The following is a 13,964-nucleotide window of genomic DNA, read 5'->3' as shown; positions in this document are numbered from 1 at the left end:
GCCCGGGGACCGGAGCGCGGGGGGGGCCCCCGGGGGGGCGGGGGCGGGCCGGCGCCACGCCCCCCGGGGGGGGGGGGCGGGGGGTGGGGGGGCCCGCGCCCGGGGGGGGCACCCCCCCCCCCCCCCCCCGCGCTTCCCCCGTGTCACCGGACCGTCGGCCCGGCCCCGCGGCCGGCCCGGTCAGCCGGTCAGCCGGTACCCCATGCCCCGCACGGTCACGATCCGCTCCGCGCCGACCTTGCGGCGCAGGGCCCGCACGAACACGTCCACGACGTTCGACCCCGGGTCGTAGTCGTAGCCCCACACGTGGGACAGCATCTGCTGCCGGGTCAGGACCTGCCCGGGGTGCCGCATCAGCAGCTCCATCAGCCCGAACTCCCGGGCGGTGAGGTCCACCGCGTCGCCGTTCACCGCCACCCGTCTGGTGCGCAGGTCCAGGGCGAGTCCCCCCGCCCGCAGGACCGTCAGGTCGGCGGGCCGCTCGTTGCGCATCCGCAGCCGCACCCTGGCCAGCAGCTCCTCGAACCGGAACGGCTTGGTGACGTAGTCGTCCGCGCCGATCTCCAGGCCGGTCACCGTGTCCCGCACGCCGTCGCGGGCGGTCAGGATCACCACGGGGATGTCCACGCCCAGCGAACGCACGCGCCGCAGCACGTCGAACCCGTCGGTGTCCGGGAGCCCGAGGTCCAGCAGCATCATGTCGAAACCGCCGGTCACCGCGTAGTCCACGGCCTCCGCCCCGGTCCCGACCACGGTGGTGGTGAATCCGCTGGACTCCAGGCCCTTGCGGACGAACGAGGCGATGCGCTCCTCGTCCTCGACGATGAGGATGCGGCTCACGCGTACTCCCTTCCTGCGATGGTGGGGATGACCAGGGTGAACGTGGATCCGGCCCCCGGCGCGGACCTCAGGTCCACGCGGCCGTGGTGGGCCTCGGCGATGGCCCTGACGATGGCCAGGCCCAGTCCGGCGCCCCGGTCGCCCCGGGCGGCCCCGCCGCCGCGGGAGAAGCGCTCGAAGATCCTGCCGTGCTCCTCGGCCGGGATGCCGGGCCCCTCGTCGGTGACCCAGAACAGCACGTCGGGGCCGCTGACCGTGGAGCCGATCCGCAGGGTGGAGCCGGGCGCTGTGTGGCGGACGGCGTTGGCCGCCAGCTGCACCACGGCCTGGGTGACGCGCTGGGGGTCGAGCCGGGAGACCCCCTCGGCCACGGACTCCAGGCGCCAGTCGCGGTCGCCGAGCTTGCGCACCTTGGCGTCGATGTCGCTGGTCAGCTCGGCCAGGGACGTGTCCTCGGGACGGAGGAAGTCGGGCTGCTGGGACTTGGCTAGCAGCAGCAGGTCCTCGACGATCCGCGCCATGCGGTCCAGTTCGTCGGTGACCAGGCGCACGACCTCGCGGCGTTCCTCGGGGTCGTCCCCCATCAGTTCCAGGTGGCCGCGCACGATGGTGATGGGGGTGCGCAGCTCGTGCCCGGCGTCGTCGACGAACCGGCGCTGCGAGGTGAAGGCGCCCTCCAGGCGGTCCAGCATGCTGTTGAACTGCTCGGCGAGGGCGGCGATGTCGTCGCGGCCGGACACGTCGATGCGGCGGGTGAGGTCCTCCTCGGTGATGTACGCGGCGGTCTGCCGGATCAGCCGCACCGGTGCGAGGATGCGTCCGGCCACCCACCAGGCCGCGGTGCTCGCGGCGAGCAGGCCGACGAGGCTGACCAGCGCGATCGTCTGCATGGTGGTGATGACGGTGTCCTCGTCCGACTCGGTGAAGTAGCCGATGACGAACCATCCGGAAGCGCCCTCCCCGTCGGGGGGCAGGACGCGGATCTTCTCCCATTCGACGGGGCCCGCGGGGGAGTCCGCGGTGCCCCGGGCGTTCGGGTCCTCCAGGATCGCGGTGACCGCGTCGGCGTCGGCCGACAGGTCGTGGGGGGGCTCCTGGCCCTGGCGGATGCGACCCGCCGGGGCATCGGCGCCGCCGGGCGCGCCGCCCGCGCCCCCGCCCGCGGTCTCGGACCCCTCCACCCAGGCGAACAGGATCTCGGCCTCGTCGGGGTACTGGCGCTCCAGATGGGCCCGGACCAGGGTGGACACGTCCGTGAAGGCCTCCCCGGTGCCGGGGTCGACGCCGACCTGCGCGAACTCCTGGAACTCGCCGATCTCCTGGGAGAGGGCGCCGTCGACGCGCTCGTCGTTGCGCGTGGTGAGCGCGCTCCAGGTGACCACGTTGACCAGGACGAGCACGGCCGCCATGAGCAGGACGACCCAGGCCATGATGAGGAGACGGGCCGGGATCCGCCGCCGCTGGGGGGCCTCGGGCTGCGGGCCCTCGAAGACCATGGTCGGGTACACGGAGGTGTCCTCCGGCCGGGACCACGCGCCCCTGCCGGGTACGCCGCTGAGGTCCTCCGTGGGAGAGTCCGCGCCGAAGTGACCCTCAGTCGTCATCGTCGTCGCCCCAGTCGTCATCGTCGCAGTCGTCGTCATCATCATCCCCGCTCCCGCACGTGTGTGCAGGTGACGGCTCCGGTTCGCCGCTCGGAGTCGTGGAGGGGGTCACCGAGGGCGGGGCCGTTCCGGGGTGGTCGGGGTCCTCCTCGTCGGGGGTTCCGTCACCGTCGTGGTCGGTGACCGGGGGCGGTGGGGGGACGACGTCCTCGTCGGCCTGGTCCACGGGTTCGGCGCCGGGGGACTCCCCGACGACCACCTCGTGCGGGGGTGCGGCGTCCGACCCGCTCCCGGGCAGGGCCCACACCAGGACCGCACCCGCGACCAGGACGGCCGCGACGGCTGCGGCCAGCAGGGGCACCAAGGGTGATCTCATAGTCCGAGATCATCTCGGCTCCGGGCGAATACGAGATGAAACGGACATGAGGATCCTTTCATCCTGGCAGGTGGGGCGAGGGACTCCTCGCCGGGTCCGATCGGGCACACGTGTCCTGCACACGCGTCCTGCACACGGACGCCCCTCGACCTCGACTCAGGTCGGGCTTCCGGGGCGGCCCCGATCGGGCGGCGGCCCCGGCGGCGGGAACGGCGCGCGGGGCCCGGGGGTGAGGACGGCGTCCACGGTTTCCACGGCCGGAGGCGACGGGACCCGGACGGCGCACGGGGCGACGGCGACGGCACGGCCGCGTCCTGGCGGGGCGCTCGTGGCCACGGTCGGCTTCCCCGGCGGGTAGGCGTGTCCGGTCCGGCGGAGCCCCGGTCGGCCCGGGGCGGAACGCGCCCGCCCGAGGGGCACGCCCGGATCCGCCGGGGCGCTCCCCGCCGGGGCGCGGCTCAGGAGGCCGGTTCGGGCTCCCGCTCGGGCGCGCTGCTCTGGGGGACGGTGAGCAGCCTGATCCCGTACGCCCCCAGCACGGCTCCCGCCGCGGCGACCACGCCGCCGACCCAGCCGCCCCCGTACGTCTCGCCCATGAAGCCCACTCCCACCACGGTCGCGGCGAGCGGGTTGGTGAAGGTGGTGATCCCCAGGGGGGCTCCCAGGTCCATGCCCTGGTAGGCGGCCTGCGCCAGGAACAGCCCCAGCACGGCGATCACCGGTGTGGCCAGCGCGGAGGAGTGCAGCAGACCCGCGGCGCCGACCTCCCCGATGACGGCGACGGCGGTCTTGACCGTGGCCGAGGAGACCCCGAAGGCCACGCCCGCGGCGCCCGCCAGGAGGTAGCTGCGCCAGGCGGTGGACCGGACGCGCCCGGCCAGCCACGCGGTGGCCAGCAGCAGGACCGTGGTGCCCAGGCCGACCACCGCGGAACCGGTGTCGTCGAGGACCCCGCCCTGCCCGCCCGTCACCGTCACCGAGAGCAGGGCGGCCAGCGCCACCACGGTGAACGCCGCCCCGCGCCACTCCTCGCGGGTGACCCGCCGCCCGCCCAGCCGGGCCGACCACGGGATGCCGAACACCAGGACCAGCACGCCGAGCGGTTGCACCACGCTCAGCGGGGCGTGGCTCACCGCCGCCACCTGGAATCCCGCGCGGCCCCCGTTGAACAGCAGCGACACCCACCACAGCGGGTGCCGCAGCAGCGCCTTCAGCTGCCGGCCGCCGGTGAGCGGCTCCGTCACCCGTACGGCGAGCCTCCGCTGGGCCACCGCGGCGGCCGTGTAGGCCGAGCACGACAGCACCGCGAACATGATTCCCAAGCCCGTCCCGAACACCATGACTGCCATGATCGCGCCCTCCGGGGGCGGTCGCGCCGCGGGGGAGCGGACGGACGGCGGGAACCTCCCCGGGGGACCGGCCGGAACCGGGGCCCGTCCGGGCGGGCGCCGCCGCCCGAAGCCGCTTCCGGGGAGGTCCCGGGGCCGCCGGGCCCGGAGGACGGCACCGGAACCGGGTCCCGGAGCACCGTGGCCGAGGCCACAAGCGGCCACGTGCGCGCCCTACCCGCGCTCGGCGACGGCGCCCCGGTACAGGGCGGAGACCACGCCCTCGATGTCCGGTTCGCGCAGCGTCAGGTCGACGACCTCGTGGCGCCCGGCGACCCGGGAGATCACCGCGGCCGGGTTGCCGGACAGCTCCAGCCACTGCCGGGGGCCGTCCACGCGCACGCACGCGCCGCCCTCCACCTCGATGGGCGGGGCGGGAGCGGCGAGGTCGACGACCAGGACGCGCGGCGTGGGCACGCTCGCGCGCAGGCCCTCCAGGTCGCCGTCGTACGCGAGGCGCCCCTTGTCGATGACGACGACCCGCCTGCACAGCCTCTCGACGTCGCCGAGGTCGTGGGTGGTCAGCAGGATCGTCGTGCCCTCCTCCGCGTTGAGCCGGAGGAGGAACTCGCGGATGGTCGACTTGCTGACCACGTCCAGTCCGATGGTCGGCTCGTCCAGGACCAGCAGGTCGGGGCCGTGCAGCAGCGCGGCGGTGAGGTCGCCGCGCATCCGCTGGCCCAGGCTCAGCTGCCGCACCGGAGTGGCCAGGAACGGGCCCAGCTCCAGGAGTTCGGTCAGCTCGGCCAGGCGGCGGGCGTGGTCGGCGGCCGGGACCCGGTACATGTGCCGGACCAGCTCCAGGCTGTCCTTCAGCGGCAGGTCCCACCACAGGGTGGTGCGCTGGCCGAACACCACGCCGATCCGCGAGGCCAGGCGGGTGCGCTCGCGGGAGGGCTCCAGCCCGTTCACGCGCAGGTACCCGGCGCTGGGTGTGAGGATGCCGGTCAGCATCTTCATCGTGCTGCTCTTCCCCGCCCCGTTCGGCCCGAGGTAGCCGACGATCTCGCCCGGCCGGACGGCGAAGGTCACGTCGGCGACCGCGCTGACGGTGCGGCGCCTCCGCCGCAGGAACGGGCCCTCGGAGAGGACGAAGTCGCGGCCCAGGCCGACGGCCTCGATGACGGGGCCTTCACCGCCGGTGTTCGGTTCGGACGTGGTCATCATCAGCTCCCGGTGGATCGGTAGTGGCGGAGGCCGAACCTCCAGCAGGCGCCGGCGACCGCGCACAGGGCGACGGCGACGAAGGGGGTGGCGAAGCGCAGGGATTCCGGCAGCCCGGTCGGGTCCGGCCGGTCGAGGAGGTAGAGGGCGGGCTGCCAGGTGACGAAGGCCAGCGGCAGGACGAAGGTCGCGGCGCGCACGACGTTCTTCGGGTAGATCGCCATCGGGTACTCGGTGAGGGCCTGCCCGCCGTAGGTGACCGAGTTGGCGGCCTCCCGCGCGTCGGCGACGAAGAACTGGAGGCAGGCCCCGATGATCCAGACCGCGCAGCCGATCGCGGTCGCCGACACCAGCAGCACCGGCAGCATCAGCACCTTGCCGGCGCTCCAGTCGATGTCGCACGCCGCCAGGGCCACGACGGTGACCGCCGAGCCGGGGACGATCCGGCCCAGGCGTCGGGGCGCGAAGCGGTCCGTCGCCATCTGGACCAGCGGCGGGACCGGCCGCACCAGCATGACGTCGAGGGAACCGGTCCTGATGTGCCGTCCCAGGACCTCCACCATGCCCATCACCATGTCGGCGCAGGCGAACGCGGTCGTGGCCATCCCGGCGATGAGCAGGCCCTCGGCCATCCCGAACCCGGAGACCTCCCCGGCATGGCCGAACACGACGAAGACGGCCCCCATCTCGGCGAAGGCGCCCAGGGCGGTCGACAGGGTCATCATGACCAGGGACGCCGGGTACTGCGCCAGGGCGCGGCACCAGGTCCACGCGAGCAGCACGTAGGCCCGGACCGGCCAGAGCACGGACTCGCGGGTGCGGGCGAGGAGGTCAGCCACCCTGGACCACCACCTTCCGCGTGGCGTGGGAGGTGACCCGGGCGCCGAGGGCGAGGAGGGCGGCCGCCCACGCGGCCTGGAGGGCCAGGCCGCCGAGGGGGCTTCCGCCGGGCAGGGACTCCTTGCCCAGGAAGACCTCGGCGGGGATCTGGGCGATGGAGGCCCACGGGAGCACGCGCAGCACGTCGGCGACCGCCGGGGGGAAGAGGGGGAGCGGGATCAGCATCCCCGCCGCCACCGGGCCGAGCAGCCCGGCCACCGCCCAGATCCCGGTGGAGTCCATCAGCCAGAACCCGGCCAGCTCGTACAGGTAGCGCAGCGCGAACGACACGAGCGCGGCCAGGACGAAGGAGACCAGGGCGATCGCCCAGCGGCCCGGTTCGGAGGGGACGACCAGGTCGAACAGGACGAGGCCGACCGCGAACGTGGGCACTCCGCGGAAGACGAGGTTGAACGTGGCCCGCCCCATGTCGTCGGCCAGCCACCAGCCCATCATCGAGACGGGGCGGAGCATGTCGGTGGCGACCGCTCCGCTGCGGACGCGTTCGCCGAGTTCCAGGGGCGGCCCCATGATGGCGACCATGCCGATGAGGGCCTGGCCGACGAACACCTGGGTGACGGCGTCGCCCGCGTCGTAGCCGTTGATCTCGGGCCGCACCGAGAAGAGGGCGAGCATGACGGTCGCGTTGATCGCGCCGAAGACGGCGTTGGTGAAGATCCCGGCGATCGTGGCGACGCGGTAGGTGGAGTAGCGGTGCAGGCCGAGGGCGTACACCGCGAGGTAGACGCGCATGGGCGCGGGCTCCCGGAGGTCGAGACGTGCAGGTGGTGACCGGTCCCGACACCGGGGCGGAGCCCCGGCGGAGACGCGGTGTCCGGCACGTCCCTGACGCCGTGGGGCTCAGGTCCGGGTCGCCGCGAGGGACCGACGCTAGCACAGCCCGGGCCGGCGCAGAGGGGGATCCGCGGACCGGAACCGGCCGAGCGGGCGCCGGGGGAGGACGGCCCTCCGGCCGGGGCGACGGGGATCGGTGGGTCGTCCCCGGTGGAGGCCGGTCCGGGCCGGCGACGTTGCGGCGGCCGGCGAAACGTCGGGCGCCTAGATTCTCCCGATGTGAACACCGAACAGCACACGGGACCGGCGCGGGCCGCCGCGCCGCCGCCCCTCGAACACCGGACCATCCGGCCGCGCATCCTCTACTTCGGCACGCCGGTGGTCCTGATCTCCACCGCCAACGACGACGGCACGCCCAACCTCGCGCCGATCTCCTCGGTCTGGGCCCTGGGACACCTGCTGGTGCTGGGGCTCGGTGCCACGGGGCAGACCGCGCGCAACCTGGCGGAGCGCCCCGGGTTCGCGGCCTGCTTCCCGGCGGCCGAGGACTGGTCGCGCGTCGAGCGCCTGGCCCCGCTGACCGGGCGCGACCCCGTGCCCCCGGGCAAGCCGCCCGGCTGCCGCTTCGAGGCGGACAAGTTCGCCGCCGCCGGCCTGACCCCGCAGGAGTCCGAGCTGGTCGCCCCGCCCCGCGTGGCGGAGTGCCCGCTCCAGCTGGAGGCCCGGGTGGTACGGGCCGACGCCGACGCCTCGGGGGACCTCGTGGTGGTCCAGGCCGACGTGCTGCGCGTGCACGCGGACACCCGCGTGGTGGTGCCGGGCACCGACCACGTCGACCCGTCCCGCTGGAACCCGCTGATCTACAACTTCCGCCACTACTTCGGGCTCGGGCGGCAGCACGGCCACTCGCACCGCTCCGAGACCCCGGCCCCCTGACACGGGGTGTCACGGACGGGGGCGGGGCGCCGGTGCCTCCCCGGTCACCGGCGGCCGCGCCGCCCCCGCCGCTCAGCCCGACCCGCCCCCTCTCCCCCGGGAGGGGGCTCCGGGTCAGGCGAGTCCGCGCCCTCCGGAGCGGCCCGACACCGACATGCGGACCACCGTCGGCAGGCGTTCGAGTTCGAGGGACTCCCTCAGGGAGGCGACGGGCCCGTCCCGGCAGGTGCGCCACACGTCGGCGGGGTCCGCGTCCTCGGTCAGCACCAGGTCCAGCCACAGGCGGGGCTCGCGGGAGGACTCGGTGAAGTGCGCCCGGCCGCGCCGCACCCGGGGGTCCGCGCAGGCCTCGGCGACCACGGCGTCCCCGGCGGCGGACGCGGGGACGCCGGTCCGCCCCGACGCCGTGTCCTCACCCACCCGCAGCCGTCCGGCACGGTTCGAGCGCCCCTGTACGAGCAGCCACCGCACCGCCGACACCGTCACGACCAGGGCGACGGCGGCGACGACGTACGGTGTCCACGGCCAGGCCAGGGCCGTTTCCAGCGGTCCGCCCCCGACCGGCGCGGCGGCGGTGGCGCCGCCGAGGAGGCCCCCTCCGGCGGCGAGGCCCGCTGCCCCGCACAGCACCAGGGGCAGCCCCGTGAGCACCAGACCGAGCCTGTTGCCGCGCGCGGTCCTCCGGGCCCCCTTGTGCGGGAACCCCCGGATCGTGGACGCGGTCGGCCCGGGGGAGGGCCCCTCCGGCTCCGCGACCCCTCCCGGCGGGACCTCCCGCAGGGCGCCGTTCTCCTCCATGGTCACGCCTCCTCCCTGAGCCGGACGACGACCCGCGGGGCACGGAGCGGCCGGAGGTCCTCCACCCTCCGGCGCACCACCGCCTCCACCCGCTCGCCGAGCCAGCCCGCCTCGCGTATGTGCGTCCGGACCTCGATCCGCACGGTGCGGCTCCCGCCCCGGACCCGGACCCGGACCGAGCCGACGCCGTCGACCCCGCGGGCCTCGACGGCGAGGATGTCGCGCAGGCCCCTGCGGGTCAGGCCCGCCACCGTGTCCCGGTCGTCGGTCCGCAGGGCCAGGTGGCCGCCGGTCCCCGGCAGGAGCGCGGTCAGCACCAGCGTCAGGCCGACGGCGGCGGCCACGGCCGAGAGCACCATGGCCTCGGGCGCCTCCCAGGGCGTGGACGACACGCGGGAGAGGCTTCCGTCGATCCCCGTGAGCGGCGACGGCGCCCCGTCCCCACCCGCGGTGGTCACCGCGACCGCCAGCCCGCCGACGACGGCCACCGAGACCGCCGCGACGGCGGCGGGCAGCGACCGCTGCGGCCGGAAGACCCGCACGGCGGTACGCCGCGCGGTCCGGACCCCGGCGGGGGAGGGGCCCGCGGGTGTCCTCTGCTTCTGTGACGCCTCCTGGAGGGAAGTCATGTCCGCGTCCTTCGTGTCAGGGGTCAGCGCACCCGCGGGGCGGGCACGAGTTCGACGATCTCGATGTCGGCGCTGTGGACGGTGAGGCCGGTGAGCGCCTCCACCGTCGCGGTGACGTGCGCCCGGACCTCCTCCGCCGTCCGCGCGAGGGGTGACGGGTAGGCGACGGCGATCTCCAGGCGCAGCGCGACGCGGGAACCCCCGCGCCGTACCCCGGCCCGTGCCGGTCCGCGCCCCGCCAGCCCCCCGAGCCGTTCGGCGAGGGGGCGGACACGGGGGTGCTCGGCCGCGGCCGTGAGCGCCACGCGCTCCACCACCCGGTCGGCGACGGTCGTGGCACCCCGCTCCTCCGGCGGGGCCGTGGAGGGCCCCGCGGGTGCTCCCCCGCGGAGGGGGGAGCGCGCCGCGTGCGCCCGCCGGCCCGGCGCCCCGGCGGGGATCACCGGCGGTCACCTCGTTCGCGCCGGGTGAACAGTTCGGCGAGGTCCACCTCGCCCGCGTACGCCCGTCCGGCCAGGAACCCGGCCGTCCCGAGTACGAGGACGAGGAGGAAGGCCCCGAAGCCGCCGATGGCGGCGGCGAGACCGAGGACCGCTCCGAAGGCGAGTCCGACGATCGGCCACATGGGTCCCGCTCCTCCTCTCGTCCCTGCGGCCGGCCCCCGGTCCGGGGACCGGCCGGTTCTCATCGGACCCTCGGCTCTGCGGCGGGCTGCTCCTCGCCCTCGTCGGGGAGGTGGATGTCGTCGACGGCCACGTTGACCTCGGTGACCTCCAGTCCCGTCATGCGCTCCACGGCGGTGATGACGTTGCGCCGTACCGCGCCCGCGAGGTCGGGGATGGAGACCCCGTACTCGACGACCAGGTTGATGTCGACGGCCGCCTGGCGCTCGCCCACCTCGACGGCCACGCCGCGCGCGGCGGTGTTCGTGGAGGTCGAACCGGGGATGCGCTCACGGACGGCGTCGAAGGCGCGGGCGGCCCCGCCGCCCATCTGGTGCACGCCCCGGACCTCGCGGGCGGCCATGCCGGAGATCTTGGCGACCACGTGGTCGGCGATCGACGTGCGTCCGTTGCCGGAGCCCGCCTCCCGGTCGCGGTCGGTGCGGGCGGGGGCCGAGGCGTCCCGCAGCGGGGCGAGACCGCCGCCGGCCACCGCCTCGTCACCGCGGTTCCCGTCGTTCTGAGCGCTCTTCGCGGTCATGGGCCGTTCTCCTTCGTCGGTGGGATGCGTCTTGCGTTGTCGCTTCGTCACAGGGGAGGACACGGGGAACGGGCCCGGGCTCACGCCCTCTCTTGTGTGACCTGCATCACTATCAGGATAGGAGCATCGGGGCGGTGCTGTGCGTGTTCGATCGAAAACCTAGGGTAGTTTCGCTGTGCGCGTGTACTGGGAGGGGTGGCCTTACCACCGATGCACAGGGAAACCGCACTGCCGGAGAGCGTGCTCGTGGAGCGCGCCCAGGACGGGGACGACCGGGCCTTCGAGATCCTCGTCCGCAGGCACCAGGACACCGTCTACCGGATCGCCCTCCGCGTGGTGGGCGACCCCGGCGACGCCCGCGACGCCGCCCAGGAGGCCCTGGTCACGGCCTGGCGCAAGCTCCCCGAGCTCACCGACCCCCAGAGCTTTCCCGCCTGGCTCCACCGGATCGTGGGCCGGCGCGCGCTGAACGTCCTGAGGGCCAGGAGGCCGGAGGCGCCCGTCGAGGACGACGAGGGGTTCGCCGCCCCCGGCCCCGGGCCGGTGGGGGAGGCGATCGCGGGCGACCTCCGGGAGGCGCTGTTCAACGCGCTCTCGGGGCTCCCGCCCCCGCAGAGGACCTGCTGGGTCCTGCGCGAGATGGAAGGATTGGGTTATGAAGAGATAGCGGCGATCGTCGACACGACCCCGACCGCCGTGCGTGGACGCATTCACCGCGCGCGTACCCATCTCGTGGAGGCGCTTGAGCCATGGCGGTAGACCCGTCCGACGACCACGACCGGCTCCCCTGCGGGAATTCGGTGGACGCCCTCCTGCGACACCTGACGTCCGGGGAGCCCACACCGCACGAGTCCGCCTGCGAGTACTGCCGGGAGCAGGCGGAGGAGCTGCGCCCCCTCGTCTCGGCGGTCCGGCGGACCGGTGACCAGGAGGTCAGCGCGCCCCCCGGCCTGCTGGCGGACGTGATGCGCGCCGTGCGCGCGGAGAGGCGCACCGGCGGCACCGTCGTCCTGTCGGGCCCCGGGCCCGGGGGCACCGAGGTCCGGGAGACCGCCGTGGCCGCCATGCTGCGCGCCTCCGTCGAGTCCGTCCCCGGCGTGGTCGTGGGCCGCTGCCGGGTCGAGCAGACGCCGGAGGGGCTCGTCGTCCTGGCCACGGCGCGGGTGGGCCTCGGCCTGCCGATCGTCGAGGCCGCCGAGGAGGCGCGGCGCGCCATGCGCTCCCTGGTGGAGGACCGGCTGGGGCTGCGCGCGGCCCGCGTGGACATCGACGTCGTCGACCTCGACGACCCCGCGGGATAGCCGCGCCGGGCAGACCGCCGGTGCGCCTCCGCACCGACCCGCCGCGGTCCCCGGGCCGCCCCTCCCCCGGTCTTCCGGCGGGCTCCGCACCCGCCCCTCCCCGGCCTTCCGGCGGGCTCCGCACCGCGCCTCCTGGCCGTCCGGCGGCCCGGTCCGGCCGATCGGGGGATGCCCGGCCGCGTCCCCGCGCGCCACCCTTGGCCGGAGGGTACGCCGAGGAGAGGACGCACGAGATGGACGCCACAGCGGTGCCGTCGGCGCGAGGGGAGCGCCGACTCGCCCCCGACCTGGCGCGGGGGTTCATGCTGCTGCTCATCGCCATGGCCTACGCCGGGGTGTACGCGGGGGCGGGCTTCGGCACGGACGGCTCCGGAGCGGCTCCGCTCGACAGGGGCGCGGCCTTCGCGACCACGCTGCTGCTGGACAACCGGGCGTTCCCGATGTTCGCGATCCTGTTCGGCTACGGACTGGCGTGGACGGTCGCCCGCCAGTCCGCGCGAGGCGCGCCCGAGGCCGAGGTCCGCCGCCTGCTCCGCAGGCGCGGGCTCTTCCTCCTGCTGTTCGGCTTCGTGCACGCGCTGCTGGTGTTCCCCGGCGAGATCCTCGCCTCCTACGGCGTCGCCGCACTGGTCACCGGGTGGCTGCTGCTGCGTTCCACCCGGGCCGTGACGCGCGCGGCCGTGGCGTTCGCCGCGCTCTACGCGGTGACCGTCCCCCTGGCGATGGTCGGGATGAGCCTGGGCACCGCCGGCGCCGAGGGCGGCGAGGTGTACGCCGTCGCGGGGTACCTCACCGCCGGGGACTGGGCGGCCCGCCTGATCGGGCTCCCGTTCGGACCGGTGTTCGTCGCGATCGCCTACCCGCTGTTCCTGCTGGTGGTGCTCGGCTACCGGGCGGGCCGCGCGGGGCTGCTGGACGACCCGGAGGCGCACAGGGGGCTGCTGGCGCGTGTCGCGGCGGCCGGTGTGGCCGTGTCCGTCGCTGGAGCCCTGCCCTCCGCACTCACGGCGGTGGGCGCACTGGAGCCGGGAGCGGTCGCGCAGGGCCTGATGATGGCGCTCCAGGTGCTGACCGGTGTCTTCGGAGGGGCCGGGTACGCGGCCCTGTTCACGCTGTGGGCGATCCGCCTGGACCGCGGCCGGGGGCCGCTGACCCGCACCGTCGCGGCGGTGGGAGAGCGCTCCCTGACCTTCTACATCCTCAACTCGGTGCTGGTCGCGGCCGTGCTCCACCCCGACCTCGCGGGGATGGGGCCGAGGGTGGGAGGTTTCGGCGCGCTGGTCGTCGCGGCCCTGGTCTGGCTGGTCGGCCTCGGCCTGGCCGCGTGGCTCGCCGGGTCGGCGCGTCCCGGACCCCTGGACGCGCTCATGCGCCGTCTCGTGCACGGAGGCCGGCGCCGCGCAGGGCCGCACGCGGGCTGAGCCCGCAGGCCACGCCCACCTCGTACGGCGTCCTCGCACGGCGGGGCCCGGGCCGCCCCGCGGGCGCGGCGGCCCCCGGGCCTTCCCGGGACCCGGGCGCGCCGTCGGCCGGGGCCGCGTCCGACCCGGCCCCGTCGTCCGGGCGGGGCACGAGCGCGAGCATGATCAGGGAGAGCCCGACGGCGCTGATCAGCGCCAGCGCGAGCATCATCCCGGGGGACCGCCAGACCGCGTCGACCCCTCCGGGGCCGGTCCCCGGGACTCCGAGGCCGACTCCGGCCCCGATCGACGTCAGGCCCTGGACGGGGAAGCCCGCCAGGCCGCCGGCGATCTCGGCGGCGGCCAGGACCGTCACGGCACCGGCGGCGGCCCTGACGGCGAACAGGGGGCCGCGGCGGAGGAGGCGCGGTCGGGATTGCGCCCCCCGGCGCGCCCCGGGGGACGCGTTGCGGGCTCCGGCAGCGGTTCCGGTCGGCTCGATGTCGGTCACGTCGCGCACCTCGTGGATCGTCGCGTGCGAGTGGTCGCACCTCGCTTGCACTCCACCCCGTGGAACGGTGACGAACGTCCGGATCATCGCAGGTGGAGTGCGGTTTCGCTCACACCCTCCAGGTGTTCCCGGAGCGATGC

17 protein-coding genes are annotated in these 13,964 nt (G+C 75.3%); 4 read left to right on the top strand and 13 right to left on the bottom strand.

The window, feature by feature from the left end:
- Positions 1-180: 180 nt before the first annotated feature.
- The 7 genes from ACWGL3_RS25280 to ACWGL3_RS25250 form a co-directional block, all read right to left on the bottom strand.
- Complete coding sequence (locus tag ACWGL3_RS25280; RefSeq protein WP_267947280.1) at positions 181-840, bottom strand: response regulator transcription factor; 660 nt, start codon at positions 838-840, stop codon at positions 181-183.
- A complete protein-coding gene (locus tag ACWGL3_RS25275) occupies positions 837-2,444 on the bottom strand; it encodes a sensor histidine kinase (RefSeq protein WP_267947279.1) in 1,608 nt (535 codons plus the stop codon). Before ACWGL3_RS25275 ends, ACWGL3_RS25280 begins: the two co-directional genes overlap by 4 nt.
- A complete protein-coding gene (locus tag ACWGL3_RS25270; protein ID WP_452461864.1) occupies positions 2,434-2,820 on the bottom strand; it encodes a hypothetical protein in 387 nt (128 codons plus the stop codon). Before ACWGL3_RS25270 ends, ACWGL3_RS25275 begins: the two co-directional genes overlap by 11 nt.
- 458 nt (positions 2,821-3,278) lie before the next feature.
- A complete protein-coding gene (locus ACWGL3_RS25265; RefSeq protein WP_267947277.1) occupies positions 3,279-4,169 on the bottom strand; it encodes a DMT family transporter in 891 nt (296 codons plus the stop codon).
- Positions 4,170-4,382: 213 nt separating this feature from the next.
- Positions 4,383-5,372: an ABC transporter ATP-binding protein gene (locus ACWGL3_RS25260; RefSeq protein WP_452461863.1), complete on the bottom strand. Its 990-nt coding sequence runs from the start codon at positions 5,370-5,372 to the stop codon at positions 4,383-4,385.
- A gap of 2 nt (positions 5,373-5,374) precedes the next feature.
- Positions 5,375-6,211, bottom strand: coding sequence for an ABC transporter permease (locus ACWGL3_RS25255; RefSeq protein WP_267947275.1), 837 nt, complete (start codon positions 6,209-6,211; stop codon positions 5,375-5,377).
- On the bottom strand, positions 6,204-7,004 hold the full coding sequence (locus ACWGL3_RS25250) for an ABC transporter permease (RefSeq protein WP_452461862.1): 801 nt from the start codon (positions 7,002-7,004) through the stop codon (positions 6,204-6,206). Before ACWGL3_RS25250 ends, ACWGL3_RS25255 begins: the two co-directional genes overlap by 8 nt.
- 321 nt (positions 7,005-7,325) lie before the next feature.
- Here ACWGL3_RS25250 and ACWGL3_RS25245 point away from each other — a divergent pair, with 321 nt between their 5' ends.
- Entirely contained in the window at positions 7,326-7,982 is a 657-nt protein-coding gene (locus ACWGL3_RS25245) for a flavin reductase family protein (RefSeq protein WP_267947273.1), read from the top strand.
- A gap of 114 nt (positions 7,983-8,096) precedes the next feature.
- Here the strand turns inward: ACWGL3_RS25245 and ACWGL3_RS25240 are convergent, their stop codons facing one another.
- Genes ACWGL3_RS25240 through ACWGL3_RS25220 form a run of 5 tightly spaced genes read right to left on the bottom strand, consistent with a single transcriptional unit; the run spans position 8,097 to position 10,612 of the window.
- Complete coding sequence (locus ACWGL3_RS25240; protein ID WP_267950574.1) at positions 8,097-8,780, bottom strand: hypothetical protein; 684 nt, start codon at positions 8,778-8,780, stop codon at positions 8,097-8,099.
- Positions 8,781-8,782: 2 nt separating this feature from the next.
- Complete coding sequence (locus ACWGL3_RS25235) at positions 8,783-9,409, bottom strand: DUF6286 domain-containing protein (protein WP_267947272.1); 627 nt, start codon at positions 9,407-9,409, stop codon at positions 8,783-8,785.
- 23 nt (positions 9,410-9,432) lie between these two features.
- Complete coding sequence (locus ACWGL3_RS25230) at positions 9,433-9,852, bottom strand: Asp23/Gls24 family envelope stress response protein (protein ID WP_267947271.1); 420 nt, start codon at positions 9,850-9,852, stop codon at positions 9,433-9,435.
- Positions 9,849-10,034: a hypothetical protein gene (locus tag ACWGL3_RS25225; protein WP_267947270.1), complete on the bottom strand. Its 186-nt coding sequence runs from the start codon at positions 10,032-10,034 to the stop codon at positions 9,849-9,851. Before ACWGL3_RS25225 ends, ACWGL3_RS25230 begins: the two co-directional genes overlap by 4 nt.
- Before the next feature lie 59 nt (positions 10,035-10,093).
- Positions 10,094-10,612, bottom strand: coding sequence for an Asp23/Gls24 family envelope stress response protein (locus ACWGL3_RS25220; protein ID WP_267947269.1), 519 nt, complete (start codon positions 10,610-10,612; stop codon positions 10,094-10,096).
- Positions 10,613-10,822: 210 nt separating this feature from the next.
- On the opposite strand from ACWGL3_RS25220, the gene ACWGL3_RS25215 reads away from it, so the two are divergent.
- The 3 genes from ACWGL3_RS25215 (at position 10,823) to ACWGL3_RS25205 (ending at position 13,334) form a co-directional block, all read left to right on the top strand.
- Positions 10,823-11,371: an RNA polymerase sigma factor gene (locus tag ACWGL3_RS25215; RefSeq protein ID WP_267947268.1), complete on the top strand. Its 549-nt coding sequence runs from the start codon at positions 10,823-10,825 to the stop codon at positions 11,369-11,371.
- Complete coding sequence (locus ACWGL3_RS25210; protein ID WP_267947267.1) at positions 11,362-11,913, top strand: anti-sigma factor; 552 nt, start codon at positions 11,362-11,364, stop codon at positions 11,911-11,913. Before ACWGL3_RS25215 ends, ACWGL3_RS25210 begins: the two co-directional genes overlap by 10 nt.
- A gap of 233 nt (positions 11,914-12,146) precedes the next feature.
- Positions 12,147-13,334: a DUF418 domain-containing protein gene (locus ACWGL3_RS25205; RefSeq protein ID WP_267947266.1), complete on the top strand. Its 1,188-nt coding sequence runs from the start codon at positions 12,147-12,149 to the stop codon at positions 13,332-13,334.
- Here ACWGL3_RS25205 and ACWGL3_RS25200 read toward each other — a convergent pair.
- Positions 13,279-13,824 (bottom strand): hypothetical protein, encoded by a 546-nt coding sequence (locus ACWGL3_RS25200; RefSeq protein WP_267947265.1) that lies wholly within the window; start codon positions 13,822-13,824, stop codon positions 13,279-13,281. The genes ACWGL3_RS25205 and ACWGL3_RS25200 overlap by 56 nt on opposite strands.
- Positions 13,825-13,964 lie beyond the last annotated feature (140 nt).

Source organism: Nocardiopsis sp. NPDC055824 (assembly GCF_053616335.1).
Note: the sequence above shows the minus strand (reverse complement) of the source record. Positions and strands in the feature narration are given on the sequence as shown.

What these genes read in the sequence shown, in the direction of transcription:
- ACWGL3_RS25275 (WP_267947279.1), bottom strand. Translation starts at nt 2,444, where the DNA reads ATGACGACTGAGGGTCACTTCGGCGCGGACTCTCCCACGGAGGACCTC.
- ACWGL3_RS25270 (WP_452461864.1), bottom strand. Translation starts at nt 2,820, where the DNA reads ATGAGATCACCCTTGGTGCCCCTGCTGGCCGCAGCCGTCGCGGCCGTC.
- ACWGL3_RS25265 (WP_267947277.1), bottom strand. Translation starts at nt 4,169, where the DNA reads ATGGCAGTCATGGTGTTCGGGACGGGCTTGGGAATCATGTTCGCGGTG.
- ACWGL3_RS25260 (WP_452461863.1), bottom strand. Translation starts at nt 5,372, where the DNA reads ATGACCACGTCCGAACCGAACACCGGCGGTGAAGGCCCCGTCATCGAG.
- ACWGL3_RS25250 (WP_452461862.1), bottom strand. Translation starts at nt 7,004, where the DNA reads ATGCGCGTCTACCTCGCGGTGTACGCCCTCGGCCTGCACCGCTACTCC.
- ACWGL3_RS25240 (WP_267950574.1), bottom strand. Translation starts at nt 8,780, where the DNA reads ATGGAGGAGAACGGCGCCCTGCGGGAGGTCCCGCCGGGAGGGGTCGCG.
- ACWGL3_RS25235 (WP_267947272.1), bottom strand. Translation starts at nt 9,409, where the DNA reads ATGACTTCCCTCCAGGAGGCGTCACAGAAGCAGAGGACACCCGCGGGC.
- ACWGL3_RS25225 (WP_267947270.1), bottom strand. Translation starts at nt 10,034, where the DNA reads ATGTGGCCGATCGTCGGACTCGCCTTCGGAGCGGTCCTCGGTCTCGCC.
- ACWGL3_RS25220 (WP_267947269.1), bottom strand. Translation starts at nt 10,612, where the DNA reads ATGACCGCGAAGAGCGCTCAGAACGACGGGAACCGCGGTGACGAGGCG.
- ACWGL3_RS25215 (WP_267947268.1), top strand. Translation starts at nt 10,823, where the DNA reads ATGCACAGGGAAACCGCACTGCCGGAGAGCGTGCTCGTGGAGCGCGCC.
- ACWGL3_RS25210 (WP_267947267.1), top strand. Translation starts at nt 11,362, where the DNA reads ATGGCGGTAGACCCGTCCGACGACCACGACCGGCTCCCCTGCGGGAAT.
- ACWGL3_RS25205 (WP_267947266.1), top strand. Translation starts at nt 12,147, where the DNA reads ATGGACGCCACAGCGGTGCCGTCGGCGCGAGGGGAGCGCCGACTCGCC.